The sequence below is a fragment of the Shewanella sp. BJSY2023SW005 genome, assembly GCF_047314585.1.
Lineage (GTDB): Bacteria > Pseudomonadota > Gammaproteobacteria > Enterobacterales > Shewanellaceae > Shewanella > Shewanella algae.
In genome coordinates this window covers 1-19,275 of record NZ_JBKORJ010000028.1, presented here as the reverse complement: position 1 = coordinate 19,275, position 19,275 = coordinate 1, and the positions used below count along the sequence as shown (strand labels likewise).

Sequence of the window (19,275 nt, the reverse complement as noted above, 5' to 3'; positions counted from 1 at the left end):
GGAAGCAGAATGGCTGATATGAAACAAGTACTGGTTCCCGATATTGGCGGGGACGAGGTACAGGTTATTGAGATCTGTGCCAATGTGGGTGACAGCCTGGCGGCTGAAGACTCCATTATTACCGTTGAAAGCGACAAGGCGACCATGGATATTCCTGCGCCATTCGCCGGTGTGCTCAAAGAGCTGAAAGTGGCCGTTGGCGACAGCGTGTCTGAAGGCACATTGATAGCCTTGATGGCCGCCGAAGGCGCAGAAGCTGCACCTGTTGCAGAAGCGCCCAAGGCTGAAGCCGCGCCTGCCCCGGCAGCGGCTCCCGCTCCAGCACAGGCGGCGCCAGCCGCACCTGCAGCCGGCGGCAGCCAGGTCATCGAAGTGACAGTGCCGGATATTGGCGATGCCGCAGATGTCGATGTTATTGAGGTGCTGGTGAGCGAAGGTGAGGCTATTGAAGCCGATGCCGGGTTGATCACGCTGGAAACCGATAAGGCGACCATGGATGTACCTTCGCCTCAGGCGGGTACAGTCAAGTCACTGAAAGTGAAGGTTGGCGACAAGGTTTCGCAGGGCTCTTTGGTATTGCTGCTGGAAGTTGGTGCTGCTGCCGAAGCACCACAAGAGCCAGCGGCTCAAGCAGCCGCACAGCCGGCGGCCGCTCAGGCAGCTGCGCCTGCCAAAGTTGAAGTGAAAGAGATTGCCGTTCCCGATATCGGTGATGCTGCCGATGTGGACGTTATCGAAGTGCTGGTGGCGGTAGGTGATGAGATCAGTGCCGATCAGGGGTTGATCACGCTGGAAACCGACAAGGCGACCATGGAAGTACCGGCGCCCTTCGGTGGCAAGCTGGTTTCTCTGACCGTCAAAGTGGGTGACAAGGTGTCTCAGGGCAGCGTGATTGCCACAGTTGAGACCCAAGGCGCCGCAGTGGCTTCTGTTGCTGCACCGGCAGAAGCCCCTGCTCAGGCAGAGGTAGCAGCTCCGGCACCGGCGGCTGCGCCTGCAGCGCAGAGTCGTCCACCTGTGCCGCATCATCCGAGTGCCGGTGCCCAACCTAACACAGGTGCGGTACACGCTTCTCCGGCGGTACGTCGCCTGGCCCGTGAGTTCGGTGTTGACCTGACTCAGGTGAAAGGTACAGGTCGCAAGGGCCGTATCCTCAAAGAGGATGTGCAGGCCTATGTGAAATATGAACTGTCTCGGCCCAAGGCTACGGCGGCGACCTCAGTCGGCGGCGGCAGTGGTCTGCAGGTTATCGATGCACCTAAGGTGGACTTCAGCAAGTTCGGTGAAGTGGAAGAAGTACCACTGACCCGGATCCAGAAGATCTCCGGCCCTAACCTGCACCGCAACTGGGTGACCATTCCCCATGTGACTCAGTTCGATGAGGCTGATATCACAGAGATGGAAGCTTTCCGTAAGCAGCAGAACGAACTGGCTGCCAAGCAGAAGCTGAATGTGAAGATCACTCCGCTGGTGTTCATGATGAAGGCGGTTGCCAAGACGCTGCAGCAGTTCCCGGTATTCAACTCCAGCCTGAGCCCGGACGGTGAATCGCTGATCCGCAAGAAGTACTTCCACATCGGGGTGGCGGTCGATACGCCAAACGGTTTGGTTGTGCCTGTGGTGCGTGATGTGGACAAGAAAGGCATTATTGAGCTCAGCCGCGAGCTGACCGAAATTTCGATCAAGGCCCGCGACGGCAAGCTCAAGGCAGCCGACATGCAAGGCAGCTGCTTCACTATCTCAAGCCTGGGTGGTATCGGCGGTACCGCGTTTACGCCTATCGTCAACTATCCGGATGTGGCGATTCTCGGGGTGTCCAAGTCTGAGATCAAGCCCAAGTGGAACGGCAAAGAGTTTGAGCCAAGGCTGATGTTGCCACTGTCACTGTCTTATGATCACCGGGTGATCGACGGGGCCCTGGCGGCACGCTTCAGCGTCACTCTGTCAGGTATCTTGTCCGATATTCGTACAATGATCCTCTAACACAACAGGCTGCCCCTCGGGGCGGCCTTTTGTTTATTGTGATCAGTGTCAAACACGGGTTAAAATGCGCCCACCTTACGAGACAAGCACTTTCGAGCTGGCGCATCGCAGGTTGGGCTGGCAGTCCCCAACGGAATGAAAGAAATCAGAGGAAAAAATGAGTAACGAAATCAAAACTCAGGTAGTGGTATTAGGTGCTGGCCCTGCTGGCTATTCTGCGGCTTTTCGCGCGGCAGATTTAGGCCTGGAGACAGTGATTGTTGAGCGTTTCAGCACTCTGGGTGGCGTATGCCTGAATGTGGGTTGTATTCCCTCCAAAGCCCTGTTGCATGTAGCCAAAGTGATTGAAGAAGCCAAGGCGGTATCGGATCACGGTGTCGTGTTCGGCGAGCCCAAAATCGATCTCGACAAGCTGCGTGGCTTTAAAGAGAAAGTGATCGGCCAACTGACCAATGGTCTTGGCGGCATGTCCAAGATGCGTAAAGTGAAGGTGGTTAACGGTTTCGGTAAGTTCACTGGCCCGAACAGCCTCGAAGTGAAAGGTGCCGACGGTGAAACCACAGTGGTTAACTTTGACAACGCCATCATAGCTGCCGGCTCTCGTCCAATTCAGCTGCCTTTCATTCCTCATGAAGATCCACGTATCTGGGACTCTACCGATGCACTGGAACTGAAAGAGATCCCAGGCAAGATGCTGGTCATGGGCGGCGGTATCATAGGTCTGGAAATGGGTACTGTGTACTCGTCTCTGGGCAGTGAAATCGACGTGGTTGAAATGTTCGACCAGGTGATCCCAGCGGCCGATAAAGACGTGGTTAAGGTCTTTACCAAGCAGATCAAGAAGAAATTCAACCTGATGCTGGAAACCAAGGTGACAGCGGTTGAAGCCAAAGAAGACGGTATTTATGTGTCTATGGAAGGTAAGGCTGCGCCTGCCGAGCCAGTGCGTTACGACGCAGTGCTGGTGGCCATTGGCCGTACTCCCAATGGCAAGCTGATCGATGCCGACAAGGCAGGGGTCAAGATTGATGAGCGTGGCTTTATCAATGTCGACAAGCAGCTGCGTACCAATGTGGCCAACATCTTCGCCGTGGGCGATATCGTGGGTCAACCAATGCTGGCTCACAAAGGTGTGCATGAAGGCCACGTGGCTGCAGAAGTGATTGCCGGTATGAAGCACTTCTTCGATCCTAAAGTCATTCCATCCATCGCTTACACAGATCCTGAAGTGGCCTGGGTTGGTCTGACCGAGAAAGAAGCCAAAGAGCAGGGCATAGCTTACGAAACCGCGACCTTCCCATGGGCAGCCAGCGGCCGTGCTATCGCTTCCGATGCCAGCGAAGGTATGACCAAACTGATTTTCGACAAAGAGACTCACAGAGTGATCGGTGGCGCCATTGTGGGTGTCAACGGCGGTGAGTTGCTGGGTGAAATCGGCCTGGCCATCGAGATGGGTTGTGATGCCGAAGATCTGGCGCTGACCATCCACGCTCACCCGACTCTGCACGAGTCTGTAGGGCTGGCAGCAGAGATCTACGAAGGTTCAATCACAGATTTGCCTAACCCAAAGGCAAAAAAGAAAAAGTAATCTGCTGATTGGGCGTTTGTCCCCAGGCAGTATTGAAATCGGGCTCAGTTGACTGGGCCCGATTTTTTTGTGCTTTGGCTCGGGTATGTAAATGAATTGTTGTTTGCAAGATGAAATTCAGCGGCCTAGCTGGTACATTCAAGATTGGTCACCAAGGTTATTCATCAGCCGATGATAAGAAAACTAATAACAGCAGGTCTTGGGTTATTGCTCTGCCTTTGTTTGGGGGCAGCACCGGCATATGCCGATGAGTTGGTTAAAAGAGTGTTCTCCTCCAGAGACGGCTTGATCAATACCAGTATTCTCGACATCAGTATGGATGAGCGGGGATTTATCTGGCTCTCCACCGAGCAGGGGTTGTATCGCCTCAGTAACGCCAATATCCGCCGTTTGGACCGCGACGGCCTCGAGTCGCGGATGGCCGATGAATATCTGCCCCTGGTCAAGTCTCTCGGGCAACAGCAGATGTTGGTGAGCACTCTGTCTCACGCCTACCTCTACCATATAGCCGATAACCGTTTCCGTCAGTTTGGCAGCGATGAGTTGTTCCCTGAGTATCAGGGCGGCGGCCTAATGAAGAGTTTGAAATCGGCGGCCGGTGACTGGTTGTTATTAACCGAAAAAGGCCAGGTTTGGCGCTTGAGTCAGGACCTGCAACAGCTGCAGAAACTGTTTGACCTACCCTACGACAGTGACCTGCTATGGAGTCAAATTCTGCAGCTTGAGAACGGCGACTTGCTGTTGGGTAACGCCTATGGTGTGGAGCTGAGATCGCAAAATGGCAGCGTCAAACAACGCTTGTCATGGCAGGGCAGTTATGGCCGCCTCAATGCCCTGTTTCTCGACAGTAACAACCAGATTTGGATGGCGGCCAGTAAAGGCTTCTATCGGGTTAACCTTGAAAGTAACCGCATAGAGGCCGTGGCCGAAATTCCCTTTTTCACCAGTGTGATCACCGAAGATCTCAAGGGTAACCTGTGGATTGCCAGTAAGCAGGGGTTGCTGAAATGGTCTCCGCGCACCCGCAAATTAAAACAGTTCAAAGAGCAGTTAAAGCTCAGGGCCGGTATCGAATATATCAACGCCCTGCAGGTGGACAGCAATGGTTTGATCTGGGTCGGTGGTACAGGACACTCGTTGGCCGTGGTGGCCGACTCCCCCGAGTTTTTACTGGATAGTTTCAGCGCCTCTGAACCCTATAAGCTCAGTGATGAAATGGTGTGGACCATATTGGCCGACGACGAGATGTTGTGGCTGGGAACCGACTCGGGCGTGATTGCCGTTAACCGCAAGACTCAGCAGACCAAAACGGCGGTTCCCAGAGGGATGGAGGTCAATGACAGCATCTACAAGATAGATAATCTGGATTCAGAACACCTGCTGCTTTCGTCCACCAATGGTTTGTTTGTGATGAATAAGCAGACTCTGGAAGGGCAACCCTTGGGAGAGTGGAGCGGCAGCGGGCAGTCCCTGAGTCATAAGACAGTGCTCAATACCCTGCATGAGGGCAATCTCTGGTGGTTTGCAACCAGCAATGGTCTCTATGAGTGGGACAAGGAGCAGGGCAGCATCAATAAGAGGAATTTGCCCGGCGCCGAATACAGCGGCAGTAATCCGATTATTTATAGCGTTTACCGCGACAGCAGCGAACGTTTGTGGGTCGGTGGCAACAAGTCGTTCGGTTATCTGGAGCAGGGCGGCGGTTTTCGCTCGTTGGCGACAGTATTTGATGAATTGCCGCATATGCCCACGGTGAGCCAACTGCTGGAATTGAGCCCAGACCGCTTCTGGCTGGCTACCCGTCAGGGAGGCCTGATAGAGCTGGATTTGCAGACCATGAAGATCCGCCGTTTGACGCAAGAGTGGCAACTGGACTGCAATACCGTATTTTTCCTGCAGGATACCGGCGACTACCGTATGGTTGGTTGTACCTATGTGCTGATCCGTCAGGACAAACACAGCGGTGAAATCAAGGTATTCAACGACGACGATGGCTTGCTGGGCAAGGAGCTCAACGAAGGAGCCTATTTCTATGAACCACAGCAGGGGCTCTATGTGGGCACTCCGGATGGAGTGATGTTGCTGGATGTCGATTCTTTGGTAAACCGTATTCCAAGGCACGGCGCCATTCTCGAATCCATTGCCGCCTACTATGACAACAAGACAGAGCTGAGTCTGGTGCCTACGCCGGGACAGCTCATTGCCCCGGGTGCCAGAATGCTCAGCTTTCAGTTGACCAGTATGGATTATCTGGACGATGCGCCTATCAGCCTCAAGTACCGTTTACGACGTCCTGGCGAGGATGAGCTGAACTATTTACTGCTGGAAAATCAGTCACAGATCAACCTTTCAGGGTTGATCCCCGGTGCCTACCAACTGGAGGTGCTTAGCCAAAATAACGGTATCTGGCAGTCGGAACCTTTCCGTTTCCCTTTCACTGTTGACCTGTTCTGGTGGCAGAGTCGTTGGTTCAAAGGTCTGTTGGTGGTGGCATTATTGGCTATGGTGTTCACCATAGTCTTGCTGCGTCAGCGCCAGGTGCGGCGTTTTATGACCATGAACCTGGCGCTGCGCCAGAGCGACGACAGGCTGAGGCAGTCGCTCAGGGGCAGTGAATCGGATCTCTGGGAGTGGCGCCGCGATACAGGCCTGTTTCATCTGGATAATCGCGGTGGCGTGCTGGGGAGTGACGAAGACTTTATTCTTATCGCCATAGACAAGCTGCCGGTGCATCCGGACGACCAGGCCACAGCGCTGGATGAATGGAACAAGATGGTCGAAGGAGAGAGCGACAGGTTCGAGTCTGAATACCGCTATCGCCGCCGTGATGGCAGTTGGGGCTGGCTCAGGGTGCGCGGCAGGCCTGTCAGTCATGATCCGGTTTCCGGCAAGGTCAGCAAGGCTGCCGGGATTTACTCTGACATTACCATCAAGCGCCAGTTGGAAGACGAAGTCGAGTTGCTGGCTCAGGCGTTTGAAAACACCTCTGAAGGGGTGTTTATTCTGGATGCCGATGAGGTCATCAAGGTAGCCAACAGAGCGGCTGAGTCGATAGTGGGTCAGGATAGACATAGCCTGCAAGGGCGACACTTTGGCGAGTTGGTGGTTAGCGAAAACTTCCACAAAGACAAAGTCGCCACTCTGCTGCAAGGGGTGGAATCCTGGACCGGCGAGCTGGAAATTGTCGGCGTGGCCGGGTCGCGTTGTCCCGTGTGGCTCAATATCTCCTCTATGCAGGATCTCAAGGAACGGGTGCAGCACTATGTGGTGGTGTTCTCCGACATCACAGAGCGGAAACGCACCGAAGCCGATCTGCGCCGTCTGGCTAACTATGATGTGCTGACCGGCTTGCCGAATCGCTCGCTGTTTGCCAACCGCTTGCAGCAGGCGATAGACAGAGCCGATGACAAACAGCAGAAACTGGCCTTGCTGTTTCTGGATCTGGACAGGTTCAAGCATGTCAACGACTCTTACGGCCACAGTATGGGGGATGCCCTGTTGGTGGAGGCGGCCAACAGGTTGCAGTCTGTGATGGATCAGGAGCAGGTGCTGTGTCGTTTCGGTGGTGATGAGTTTGTGATCCTGGTGAATGAGGCCGAGATAGATAAGCTCAACCGTCTGTGTGAGCGCCTGTTGGCGCAAATAGCTCAGCCGTTCGAACTCTATGGACGGGAGTTTTTTATTTCCACCAGCATAGGGATCAGCATCTGGCCCGACGATGCCAGGCAGCCGGAGGCGCTGATCAAGAACGCCGATCAGGCCATGTATCATGCCAAGGAAGAGGGGCGCGGCAACTTCCAATACTACTCCAGTGAGCGTAATGCCGAGGCGCTGTACCACTTGAAATTGGAGGCCATGTTGCGCCACGCCATAGAGCAGGGCGAGTTTGAGCTCTATTATCAGGGCCAGTTTGATGTCAAGGAGCAGCAAAAGTTTATCGGCATGGAGGCCTTGCTGCGCTGGCATCATCCGAGTGAAGGTTTTGTGCGGCCGGATATTTTCATCAAGGTGGCCGAGTCCTGTGGTTTGATTGTTGCCATCGACCGTTGGGTGTTGCGCCAGGCCTGTGAGGATGGTGCCCGCTGGAGCCAGAGTGTGGCCGAGCCGTTCAAGTTGTCGGTGAATGTCAGCGCCGTGCATTTCCGTCACCCGGAATTTATCAGTGGCGTGCTCAATATCCTCGAAGAAACCGGGATGCCGGCCGAATATCTGGCGCTGGAGATCACCGAAGGGGTGTTGATGAAAGAGCTGCACATTGCCCGTCAGCATTTGAAACAGCTGAGAGCCCACGGCATAGAAGTCGCTATCGATGACTTTGGTACCGGCTACTCTTCTTTGGCTTATCTGCGCCACTTTGAAGTCAACACTCTGAAGATAGATCGCTCCTTCCTCAAGGATATTGCCGGCAACAGTGCCGATCAGGCGATTGTCAGCAGTATTGTCGAGTTGGCCCGTAACCTCAGGCTCAAGGTCGTGGCCGAAGGGGTGGAAACCCGGGAGCAGTTACAACAGGTCACTCACAGAGGCTGCCACATCATTCAGGGCTATTACTTTGCCAAACCTGTGCCGGCCGCCGAACTGGCATCCTGGTTTTACGAGACGCACCACCAATAATCGCTGCTTATACTCACTTGGAACTTTCTCTTTACTGTAAATTCTTTGTTAGAATATGCCGACTCTAATTCTGGAACTCTTGCTAGGTATGAAGACCTCTCTGCGCTTACTGGTTTTGATAGGCACTCTGTTGAGTGTGGCTGCCGTGGCGGCCGAACGTCCCAAAGTGGGCCTGGTTCTCAGTGGCGGTGGTGCCAAGGGCGCGGCGCATGTCGGGGTTCTCAAAATGCTCGAGGCCAACAATATCCCGGTCGACTATGTCGCCGGTACCAGCATAGGCGCCTATGTCGGCGGCCTTTATGCGCTGGGTTACAGTGCCACTGAAATTGAAACCATCATGATGAATGAAGACTGGTCCAAGGGGTATTCGGATACCATTCCACGCCAGGCCATGAGCTATCGTGATAAGCAGCAAAGAGATCAATACAATATTCCGCTTAACCTGGGGATCCGCGGCGGTGAAGTACAGTCGCCGAGTGGCGTGCTCCTCGGGCAAACCATGTCGCAGCTGTACCGCAACACCACAGATCTGGTGCGGGAGTTCAACAGTTTCAACGAATTGTCCATTCCCTACCGGGCAGTGGCCACCGACTTGGAAACCAGTCTGCCTGTGGTGATCAGCAGTGGCAGCTTGGTGGAAGCGATGCAGGCCTCGGCCACAGTGCCGGGAGCGCTGCAACCGGCTGAAATCGATGGCAAGTTGCTGGTGGATGGTGGCATTGCCAACAATATGCCTGTGGATGTGGTCAAGGCCATGGGCGCGGATGTCATTATCGCCGTCGATATAGGTTCGCCATTGGTGAAAAAGGATCAGCTCAACGGCACCATAGCGGTGTTGAACCAGCTGTCCACCATGTTGACCAATGCCAGTACAGAGCGGCAAAAGGCACTGTTGACCAAAGACGATATCCTGATCCGTCCGGCCATAGATAAGCTCAGCACTACAGACTTTGCCGATATGCCCAAGGCGCTGGAAGCCGGGGTGACGGCTGCGGTGCAGCATACGGCTAGGTTGAGCCAACTGGCGGTGCCTCCCGAGGAATACCGTGCTTATGTGCAGCAAAAGCGCGACGCCAGTCGTGACTGGCTCGATAATCTGGAGAGGCCCGTTACCCGCATAGTCCTTAACAATCAGTCCAAAGTCAGTGATTCGCTGCTGGATGACATACTGGATATCGAGGTGGGTGACAGAGTCACCAAGCAGCAGTTGAACGAAAGCATTGCCCGGCTTTACTCGCTGAACAAGTTCGAGCGGGTCAGCGCCGAGTTTCAGGACACAGATGAAGGCCGGGTGTTAACCGTGACCACCAAGGCCAAGTCCTGGGGCCCCAACTACTTCCAGTTTGGTTTTAACTGGGAAGACGACTTTTCGCTGGACTCGGCAGTGACTCTGGATGCTGCTTTGACCATGACAGACCTGACCGAAAATGGCGGTGAGTGGCGCAATGAAGTGAAGATGGGCTTCGAGAAGTTGCTCGGCACCGAGTTTTATCAACCTCTGGACCGGGATCAGCAGTTTTATGCCCGCGCCCGTTACCAGTACGAGATCAAGAGCTGGGATCTGTTTGATGCCAACAAACTCTACTTCGAGTTGGATCGCAAGAGCCACAGAATCGACCTGGGTTTGGGGTACAACTATGTCAAACAGGGCCGGATTGAGCTGGGGCTGACTGGTGAGTCGGGGGTGGTGTCCAACGAGGCCTTCTTTGAAGATCTCAAGTTCAACACCTACGGCGCCTATTTCAAGTTTGGCTACGACACTCTGGACAGCATCAGCTTCCCCACCTCTGGCAATCGCTTCACCCTGAATATCTACCTGCGCAATGAGGAGTATGAGGAGGGCGACTTCAAGACAGACCCCGAGCACTCGCTGCAGATTGAAGCAGACTGGAAAGGGGTGGTCAGTGTCGGCAATCATTCCTTCGTCGGTAAGGCCTCTTATTCAACCGTGGATAAAGATGGCAACTTTACTCTCTATGTCTCCGACCTCGGCGGTTTCCTTAATCTTTCCGGCTACCACAAGAACTCTATTGCCGGCGCCCAGAAGGTGTTTGGTGCCTTTATCTATCAGTATGATCTCGGCCGTGATGCGCTGGGGATGAAGGACTTCCCTCTATACCTGGGGGCCAGTCTGGAAGCGGGTAATGTCTGGGGGCTGGATGAACATGTGATGTTTAACGATCTCATCTATTCCAGCAGCCTGTTCCTGGGCACAGATACCCAACTGGGGCCGGCGGCACTGGGCTTTGGTTTCAGCGATAATGGCGAAAATGCTGTCTACCTGTTTATCGGCAAAAACTTCTAATGCGGGCCTGGCCCGTCTGTGACCCGCTCTGTAGTGTTCATAGATATTTACAAAAATCCACTACAGACTGGTCACAGGGAGTGCTAAGGTTTGAAACTGGTATCTTTGTAACAATATAACTATCTGAACAATCACAAATTCGGGGAAGAAAATGAGCAAAATAAGCACCCTGGCATTGGGCATCGCCCTCAGCCTTGGTCTGGCTTCCTGTGCCAGCCAGCAAGCGCCGCAGTCGCAAGTAGAAGTGAAAAAGGCCTCCGGTATTGAGCTGGAAAACTTTGACCATCAGGTTCGCCATCAGGACGATTTCTACTACAGCGTCAACGGTAAGTGGTTGGCCACTACGCCTATCCCGGCCGACAAATCCAACTATGGTGCTTTCTCTGTTCTTTATGAAGAAAGCCAGGCAGCCCTGAAACAGATTATCGAAGAAGCCGCCGCCAAGCCCAATAAGGCCGAAGGTTCAGTGGAGCAGAAGATAGGCGATTTCTATGCCGCCTATATGGATAGCACTCTGACTGACCAACTGGGGATTGCGCCGCTCAAGGGGCAACTGGCAGATATCGCCAAAACCGCCAGCCACGCCGATATTGCCGCGCTGATGGGCAAACTGCTGACCGATGGCTCCGGCATTCCCTTTGGTTTTTACGTTAACAACGATGCCAAGAATTCCAGCCAGTACGGGGTTTACCTGTACCAGAGTGGCCTGACACTGCCGGATCGTGATTACTACCTCAAGGACGATCCCAAGTTTGTCGCCAACCGCGAAGCGATGCGTGAATATGTCCGCAATCTGATGAGCGCCGCCGGTTACCCTCACGCAGATGCCGCCGCAGCCAATGTCGCCAACATTGAACTCTTTATTGCCCAGAGCCAGTGGAGCCGGGTCGAGTCTCGCGACGCCAACAAGGCCTACAACAAGATGAGCCTGAAAGAGCTGCAGCAGTTGATGGGCGGCTTTGACTTTGACGGTTTCGCCAAAGCTGCCGGTCTCACCGGCAAGACCCAGGACGTGATAGTGCGTCAACCTTCCTACTTTGAGAAGCTGGGCGCCGAGTTCGGCAAGTTCCCTGTTTCAGCCTGGCAAGACTACCTGGCATTCCATCTGGTGGACTCCTATGCCGGCTTGCTGAGCCAGCAGTTTGTCGATCTGCACTTTGATTTCCACAGCAAAACCTTGATGGGTATTCAGGAGCAAAAACCACGCTGGAAGCGGGCCGTCGATGGCGCCGATCAAGTGATTGGTGAGCTGGTGGGTAAAGAATACGTTGCCCGTCACTTCCAGCCGGAAGCCAAGGCGCGGATGGAGTCGATGATCAAGAACTTGATCAAGGGCTTTGAAGTCAGCATCGATGAGTTGGAGTGGATGACACCTGAGACCAAGAAAGCGGCTCAGGAAAAACTGTCCAAGTTTACTTACAAGATAGGTTATCCGGACAAGTGGAAAGACTACAGCAATCTGGAGATCAAGGCTGACGATCTGGTGGGTAACTACCAGCGTTATGCCCGTTTCGAATACCAGGACATGCTGGCTAAGCTGGGCAAGCCAATCGATCGCAGCGAGTGGCACATGACACCGCAGACGGTGAACGCCTACTACAACCCTGTGATGAACGAAATCGTGTTCCCGGCCGCCATTCTGCAGCCGCCTTTCTTCAACATGGAAGCCGATGACGCGGTGAACTATGGTGGCATAGGCGCGGTGATTGGCCACGAGATCAGCCATGGTTTTGATGATCAGGGCGCCAAGTATGACGGCGACGGTAACCTGCGCAACTGGTGGACAGACAAAGACCGCGAAGAGTTCCAGAAGCGCGGCGCGCAGCTGTCTGCCCAGTACAGCCAGTTTGAAGCTCTGCCCGGCAAGTTCGTCAACGGTGACCTGACTCTGGGCGAGAACATAGGCGATCTGGGTGGCTTGACCGTTGCCCTGCGCTCTTATCACCTGAGCCTCAACGGTAAAGAAGCACCGGTAATGGACGGCCTGACCGGCGATCAGCGTTTCTTCGTCGGTTGGTCACAGGTGTGGCGCCGCAACTACCGTGACGAGGAGCTGGGACGTCGTCTGCTGACTGACCCGCATTCACCCAGCCACTACCGCGCCATGGGCACTCCCCGCAACGTGGAAGGTTTCTACAAAGCCTTCGACCTCAAGCCGACTGACAAGATGTATCTGTCGGAAGAGGACAGAGTGAAGATCTGGTAAGGCGGATTACCAGAAAACAGAGCCAGGCAGATGCCTGGCTCTGTTGTATTCGGACTTACAGGGTATCAAGCAGTGCCGGCAGGGCTTCCAGGCTATCACGCTGATGATGCGCCGCAGCCCAGCGGGGATCCTGGCGCTGCTCGGCTGCCGGGACTATCAAGGTCTGCATATTGGCGGCGCGAGCGGCTATCAGGCCATTGAAAGAGTCTTCCACCGCCAGGCAGCGGCTTGGTGGCAGTGCCAGTTTGGCGGCGCAGAAGAGATAAACCTCAGGGTGGGGTTTACCGAGTGGAAAATCCTGAGCCGATTGTATCGCATCGAAGGCTTCTGTGATGGCGAGTTTGCCAAGCACGGCATCGATAATATCCCAGGAGGAAGAGGTGGCCAGGCCCACTTTCAGGCCTCGGCTGCGGCAGGCGCTGAGGGCATCGACAACACCAGGCATGGGTTTGCCATCGCGGCGGATATAGGCGATTACCGCCGCTATGATTTGATCGGCGATATATTGAGGTTCTACTTTGACCTTGGGAAAGCGCTGTAACCAGAAGTCCACCACCTGATCGATTCGCAGGCCAGTGGTTTGCTGTATGGCTTCACGGCTGACAGTCATCCCCAGCTGCTGCAAAACCTGATACTCGGCTTGCTGCCAGACGGGCTCTGAGTCGATCAATATCCCATCCATATCAAAAATAACGGCCTGTATTGCGGGTGCTTGCATGGAAAAGTCTCAAAAACGGCGCGGATTTGGACGCAGGATAACGAAAAGCGGCCCCGGGATGCAAAATTATCCCGGCAGGGGAGATTAGGAGATGCTTGGCTGAAGGCGTTTGAATTTAATTCGATTACTACAATCTAATTATTTGTATTTAAATGAAAAAATCATTTTTTCAAACTATTGTCTAATTTCCTTTGTTTAATGAGGGGCTTAGTGTGTCGCCGACCTTGGGATTTTGCCACGATTTCTCAGTTGCCTTAGTGTGATCTCATTCATACTTTTGCAAAGCTGTAGTATACTGCAGGCCGGAATTTACGGGTCGATCCTGTGGGGCTGTCAGCTTCATTCATGAAGACGTGCAGTCGTAAGAGCGCCTAACAAAGAGGAATGTTGCCGTGCTAGAAGCATATCGTAAACACGTCGAAGAGCGTGCTGCTGAGGGCGTAGTCCCTAAGCCATTGGATGCACATCAAGTGGCTGAGCTTGTTGAATTAGTGAAAAACCCACCTGCAGGCGAAGAAGAATTTATTCTTAACCTGCTCGAAAATCGTATTCCCCCAGGTGTTGACGAAGCCGCCTATGTTAAGGCCGGTTTCCTGGATGCCGTTGCCAAGGGTGAGGTGAAATCCCCAATCCTGAGCGCCGAGCGTGCGCTGGAACTCTTGGGTACCATGCAGGGCGGTTACAACATCGAACCCCTGATCCGCCAATTGGACAACGAGCAGATGGCCCCGCTGGCGGTCAAGGCTCTGTCTCATACCCTGCTGATGTTCGATGCCTTCCACGATGTGGTTGAGAAGATGAAGGCGGGTAACGCCTATGCCAAGCAAGTGGTTGAGTCCTGGGCCAATGCCGAGTGGTTCCTCAGCCGCCCCAAGCTGGCCGATAAAATCTCTCTGACCGTATTCAAGGTCACAGGCGAGACCAACACCGACGACCTGTCTCCGGCTCCTGATGCCTGGTCACGTCCCGATATCCCACTGCACGCCTTGGCGATGCTGAAAAACGCCCGCGACGGTATTGAGCCGGATCAGCCAGGCGTAGTAGGCCCAATCAAGAAGATTGAAGAACTCAAGACCAAGGGCTTCCCACTGGTTTATGTGGGCGACGTGGTCGGTACAGGCTCTTCCCGTAAGTCGGCGACCAACTCTGTGCTGTGGTTCATGGGCGATGATATTCCATTCGTGCCCAACAAGCGTGCCGGTGGTTTCTGCCTCGGTGGCAAGATAGCCCCTATCTTCTTCAACACCATGGAAGATGCCGGTGCTTTGCCGATTGAGTTGGATGTGGGCAATATGGAGATGGGCGATGTTATCGACATCTACCCTTATGCCGGTAAAGTGACCCGTCACGATAGCGACGAAGTTATTTCTGAATTCAAACTCAAGACTGATGTGCTGCTGGACGAAGTGCGTGCCGGTGGCCGTATTCCGTTGATCATCGGCCGCGGTCTGACCGACAAGGCCCGTGAAGCTCTGGGTCTGGAAGCCTCCGATGTCTTCGTGCGTCCAGGTGACGTTGCCGATACCGGCAAGGGTTACACCCTGGCACAGAAGATGGTAGGTAAGGCCTGTGGCGTAGAAGGTATCCGCCCTGGTCAATACTGTGAGCCCAAGATGACTTCTGTCGGTTCTCAGGACACTACCGGCCCTATGACACGTGACGAGTTGAAAGACTTGGCCTGTCTCGGTTTCAGCGCCGATTTGACCATGCAGTCTTTCTGTCACACTGCCGCTTATCCCAAGCCTGTTGACGTAAATACTCACCACACTCTGCCTGACTTCATCATGAACCGCGGCGGTGTTTCCCTGCGTCCTGGTGACGGTGTTATTCACTCCTGGCTGAACCGCATGCTGCTGCCTGATACCGTAGGTACAGGTGGTGACTCGCACACCCGTTTCCCTATCGGTATCTCTTTCCCAGCTGGTTCCGGCCTGGTGGCTTTTGCCGCCGCTACCGGTGTTATGCCACTGGATATGCCTGAGTCTGTGTTGGTGCGCTTCAAGGGTAAGATGCAGCCTGGTATCACCCTGCGTGATCTGGTGCATGCGATTCCGCATAAGGCCATCGAAATGGGTCTGCTGACCGTTGAGAAGAAGGGCAAGAAGAATATCTTCTCCGGCCGTATTCTCGAAATCGAAGGTCTGGAGCACCTCAAGGTTGAGCAGGCATTCGAACTGTCTGATGCGTCTGCCGAGCGTTCTGCCGCCGGTTGTACCATCAAGCTGGATAAAGATCCTATCATCGAGTACCTGAACTCCAACATAGTCATGCTCAAGTGGATGATCGCCGAAGGCTACGGCGACCGCCGTACCATAGAACGTCGTATCAAGGGCATGGAAGAGTGGTTGGCGAACCCTGAACTGATGGAAGCCGACAAGGATGCCGAGTATTCAGCGGTTATTGAGATCGATCTGAATGAGATCAAAGAGCCTATTCTGTGTGCACCGAACGATCCCGATGACGCCGTATTGCTGTCTCAGGTAGCCAACACCCAGATTGATGAAGTGTTTGTCGGTTCCTGCATGACCAACATAGGTCACTTCCGCGCCACGGGTAAGATGCTGGACAAGTTCGCCAAGACGCTGCCTACTCGTCTGTGGATTGCTCCGCCAACCAAAATGGATAAGGATCAGCTGACCGAAGAAGGTTACTACGGTATCTTCGGCCGCGTCGGTGCCCGTATCGAGATCCCCGGTTGTTCTCTGTGTATGGGTAACCAGGCACGGGTTGCCGAAGGCGCGACTGTCGTTTCGACTTCTACCCGTAACTTCCCGAACCGCCTGGGTACAGGTGCCAATGTGTACCTGGCCTCTGCCGAGCTGGCTGCCGTTGCAGCGCTGCTGGGACGTTTGCCAAGCCCTGAAGAGTATCAGGAATATGCCAAGGAGCTGGACGCAACAGCGGCCGATACCTACAGATACCTGAACTTCGACCAACTGGAGTCTTACACCAAGAAAGCCGGTGAAGTGATCTTCCAGTCAGCGGTTTAAGTTATCGCAATAACAAAAGCCAGCTCATAGAGCTGGCTTTTTTGTGTCTGAAACGAGCTGCAAGCGAGTGCAATAAGGCGCAAGGAACGGCGATAAGCTGCAGACTCGTTAAGGGATCAGTTGATGGTCGGTGCCAACTTCTTGTTGTGCAGCACTTCCAACATTCTGTCTTCCAACTGGAAGCGGGTCTCCAGGGCGTGCACCAGTTCGGCGAGATCTTTATCCAGCTGGTAGAGCAGATCATCGCTTTCCAGCTCGGAATACTTGTCGCTGAAGTCCAGGGCCTGATCTGTGGTCTCGACAATCTTGGGCAGTAACTGCTGTGCCAGTGCCTTGTTCGATTGTCCCTGTTCGTCACAGGCGTCGACTACCTTGTTGAAGACTTCGAAATGACCTTCCGAGACATAATCCACCAGCAGATTGCAGAAGCTGCGAACCTGATCGACACAGGGCAGGGACTTGTCACGGTTTTCATAAGGAGCCAGTCCGGCCAACTTACAGTAATAAACCAGTAACTTTCTGCGGTTGTTCAACCATTGATCCACCAGAGCATTGGCTCCGCCCCATTTTTGCTCGGCCTGTTCAAGTTGTTTCAGCATGATCTTCTCATCCTTATCGCCGCACTTGCTCCTAATTTAGGTGACAAGTTAGCCAGTGATCAACTCTTTTCGGTGTGTAGACGACTTTTTTACACATGGACAAACCAGTTGTTTTGTATACAAAAACAACTCAAATGTTAAATTGTGTATCCAAGCGTGGAATGGGAAATAAAAAGCCCAGCGGTAGAAACTACAGCTGGGCGAGGAAAGTTTTAACAGGCTCGATGTGACGAGCTTCTTGATTGTTCTTGCTAGCGCAGACTTTTTATACCAAAGGGTGGGAACCTGTGCAACTTTTTTCTGTCATAAGACATTAGTCTGACGCCTCAATCTTTATACTTTTGTTGTGAGAATGTGATCCCGTGCCGATTGTGTCGGCAAGTCTTGAGCTTCATCAAGTTCCCCTGTATTTCGTTTATCTGCTTTTGGTTCACACCCATGGCTTGGTGCCTATCAGTTTGCCTGTGGAGCGGCCTGGATGGCTTGGCAGTCCGCAAACTTCTCACTGGAATAGTATTTATCCATGCCTGTGGTCACATAAATACTCAGACACAGGTTACAATACAGCCGCAAATGCTAAACTACCGCCCCAGCAGATCTCAATCGGAGTAGGAATAAGCCCAATGGCAGAATTAAAAAACGATCGTTATTTACGTGCGCTGCTCAAGCAACCTGTTGATGTTACCCCAGTTTGGATGATGCGCCAGGCTGGCCGCTATCTGCCAGAATATCGCGCTACCCGCGCCGAAGCCGGTGACTTTATGGCGCTGTGCCGTAATGCCGAACTGGCTTGTGAAGTTACCCTGCAGCCGCTGCGTCGTTTTGAACTGGATGCGGCAATCCTGTTTTCCGATATTTTGACTGTGCCTGATGCCATGGGGTTGGGCCTGTATTTCGAAGCCGGTGAAGGTCCTCGCTTTGAGCGTCCAACCGACACCATTGAAGCCATCAAAAAGCTGGCTGTACCGGATCCGGAAGATGAGCTCGGTTATGTGATGAAAGCCGTCAGCACCATTCGCCGTGAACTCAAGGGTGAAGTGCCATTGATCGGTTTCTCCGGTTCGCCATGGACACTGGCCACTTATATGGTTGAAGGCGGTTCCAGCAAGGCCTTCGAAAAGATCAAGCGGATGATGTATGCCGAGCCTGCCGCCCTGCACATGCTGCTGGACAAGCTGGCAGATTCCGTAACCCTGTATCTGAACGCCCAAATTGCCAACGGCGCTCAAGCCGTGATGATCTTTGACTCTTGGGGCGGCGCGCTGTCTCATGCGGCCTATCGCGAGTTCTCACTGCGTTACATGCAGAAGATAATCGATGGTCTGAATCGTCATGCCGAAGGCCGTCAGGTACCAGTGACCCTGTTTACCAAAGGCGGTGGTCTGTGGCTTGAAGCCATGGCTGAAACCGGCTGTGATGCTCTGGGTCTGGACTGGACCATAGATATTGGCGATGCCCGCAAGCGTGTGGGTGACAAGGTGGCCCTGCAGGGCAATATGGACCCATCGACTCTGTACGCATCTCCTGAGCGTATTCGTGAGGAAGTGGCACAGATCCTGGCCAGCTATGGTCAAGGTACGGGCCATGTATTCAACCTGGGCCATGGCATCCACCAGCATGTGGATCCTGAGCACGCCGGAGCCTTCGTCAAGTCGGTACACGAGCTGTCTGCCCAGTACCACAAGTAAGCATTCGCTCAATAAAAAAGCCCGCATTGCGGTAATGCCGTTCACTTAGTGTGAACGGCATTTTTCTTAGGCTTAATGGGATACTTGTTTTTACTCATTTTTAACGCACGTGGATAGGCTCTATCCCGTTTCCCATCAAGCTTGAACTGCCTCGCATTACGCACTATGTCCAAGACCTCTCTCGGAACATTCCCAGGCATTTGAGATGACAGCTGAGTCAGTTTAAAAATGATATAACTCGATGCATCTCTAAAGCTTAATTGGTTCGGATGTAACGACGGTAAGCTCTTAGCCATCAACACCATCTTGTATCTGATGAGGTTATAGGCCAACAGTACTCCCCACAATTCTTGGATAACCARCTCTGGCAATTGACTRCGYAACGTAAAGCGACTCTCCAGAAGATGCTGCTTCATCTCCCGATAGCCCACTTCTATCTCCCATCGATGGGCATATAAATCCGCTATCTCTGCCCCCGGATAACGCAATGGGTCCGTTAATGAGGTCAAAATGGAAACCGACTTACCTTTTATCGTCTTTGTCAGTAAGCGAGCTTCAATATTGTCAGGTAGCATAGGCCACTT

At 53.5% G+C, this 19,275-nt stretch carries 10 protein-coding genes; 7 read left to right on the top strand and 3 right to left on the bottom strand.

The window, feature by feature from the left end:
- The first annotated feature begins 9 nt into the window (after window positions 1–9).
- The 5 genes from aceF (at window position 10) to ACMHXI_RS08855 (ending at window position 12,696) form a co-directional block, all read left to right on the top strand.
- Complete coding sequence (aceF, locus tag ACMHXI_RS08875) at window positions 10–1,983, top strand: dihydrolipoyllysine-residue acetyltransferase (protein ID WP_107111646.1); 1,974 nt, start codon at window positions 10–12, stop codon at window positions 1,981–1,983.
- A gap of 157 nt (window positions 1,984–2,140) precedes the next feature.
- On the top strand, window positions 2,141–3,571 hold the full coding sequence (gene lpdA / locus ACMHXI_RS08870; RefSeq protein ID WP_025009237.1) for a dihydrolipoyl dehydrogenase: 1,431 nt from the start codon (window positions 2,141–2,143) through the stop codon (window positions 3,569–3,571).
- Window positions 3,572–3,742: 171 nt separating this feature from the next.
- A complete protein-coding gene (locus tag ACMHXI_RS08865) occupies window positions 3,743–8,185 on the top strand; it encodes an EAL domain-containing protein (RefSeq protein WP_208142434.1) in 4,443 nt (1,480 codons plus the stop codon).
- An 88-nt stretch (window positions 8,186–8,273) separates the two neighbouring features.
- Window positions 8,274–10,490: a patatin-like phospholipase family protein gene (locus tag ACMHXI_RS08860; RefSeq protein WP_062793714.1), complete on the top strand. Its 2,217-nt coding sequence runs from the start codon at window positions 8,274–8,276 to the stop codon at window positions 10,488–10,490.
- A gap of 151 nt (window positions 10,491–10,641) precedes the next feature.
- Window positions 10,642–12,696 carry a M13 family metallopeptidase gene (locus ACMHXI_RS08855; protein ID WP_101060241.1) on the top strand — a complete coding sequence of 685 codons (2,055 nt, stop codon included), beginning with the start codon at window positions 10,642–10,644 and terminating at the stop codon, window positions 12,694–12,696.
- Window positions 12,697–12,751: 55 nt separating this feature from the next.
- Here ACMHXI_RS08855 and hxpB read toward each other — a convergent pair whose 3' ends face one another.
- Window positions 12,752–13,414, bottom strand: a complete 663-nt coding sequence (gene hxpB, locus ACMHXI_RS08850) for a hexitol phosphatase HxpB (protein WP_107352325.1) — start codon at window positions 13,412–13,414, stop codon at window positions 12,752–12,754.
- Window positions 13,415–13,806: 392 nt separating this feature from the next.
- On the opposite strand from hxpB, the gene acnB reads away from it, so the two are divergent.
- Window positions 13,807–16,404, top strand: a complete 2,598-nt coding sequence (acnB, locus tag ACMHXI_RS08845; RefSeq protein WP_025009240.1) for a bifunctional aconitate hydratase 2/2-methylisocitrate dehydratase — start codon at window positions 13,807–13,809, stop codon at window positions 16,402–16,404.
- A gap of 116 nt (window positions 16,405–16,520) precedes the next feature.
- On the opposite strand, the gene ACMHXI_RS08840 is transcribed toward acnB, so the two are convergent.
- Window positions 16,521–17,003, bottom strand: a complete 483-nt coding sequence (locus ACMHXI_RS08840) for an Rsd/AlgQ family anti-sigma factor (RefSeq protein WP_025009241.1) — start codon at window positions 17,001–17,003, stop codon at window positions 16,521–16,523.
- 623 nt (window positions 17,004–17,626) lie between these two features.
- Between ACMHXI_RS08840 and hemE the strand changes: the two genes are divergently transcribed.
- A complete protein-coding gene (gene hemE, locus ACMHXI_RS08835) occupies window positions 17,627–18,691 on the top strand; it encodes a uroporphyrinogen decarboxylase (protein ID WP_025886797.1) in 1,065 nt (354 codons plus the stop codon).
- A gap of 41 nt (window positions 18,692–18,732) precedes the next feature.
- On the opposite strand, the gene ACMHXI_RS08830 is transcribed toward hemE, so the two are convergent.
- A partial coding sequence (locus tag ACMHXI_RS08830; protein WP_413734348.1) for a transposase occupies window positions 18,733–19,275 on the bottom strand: 543 nt, incomplete at its 5' end.

Excerpts from the sequence above, each read along its gene's own strand:
- aceF (WP_107111646.1), top strand. The coding sequence starts at position 10 with ATGGCTGATATGAAACAAGTACTGGTTCCCGATATTGGCGGGGACGAG.
- lpdA (WP_025009237.1), top strand. The coding sequence starts at position 2,141 with ATGAGTAACGAAATCAAAACTCAGGTAGTGGTATTAGGTGCTGGCCCT.
- ACMHXI_RS08865 (WP_208142434.1), top strand. The coding sequence starts at position 3,743 with ATGATAAGAAAACTAATAACAGCAGGTCTTGGGTTATTGCTCTGCCTT.
- ACMHXI_RS08860 (WP_062793714.1), top strand. The coding sequence starts at position 8,274 with ATGAAGACCTCTCTGCGCTTACTGGTTTTGATAGGCACTCTGTTGAGT.
- ACMHXI_RS08855 (WP_101060241.1), top strand. The coding sequence starts at position 10,642 with ATGAGCAAAATAAGCACCCTGGCATTGGGCATCGCCCTCAGCCTTGGT.
- hxpB (WP_107352325.1), bottom strand. The coding sequence starts at position 13,414 with ATGCAAGCACCCGCAATACAGGCCGTTATTTTTGATATGGATGGGATA.
- ACMHXI_RS08840 (WP_025009241.1), bottom strand. The coding sequence starts at position 17,003 with ATGCTGAAACAACTTGAACAGGCCGAGCAAAAATGGGGCGGAGCCAAT.
- hemE (WP_025886797.1), top strand. The coding sequence starts at position 17,627 with ATGGCAGAATTAAAAAACGATCGTTATTTACGTGCGCTGCTCAAGCAA.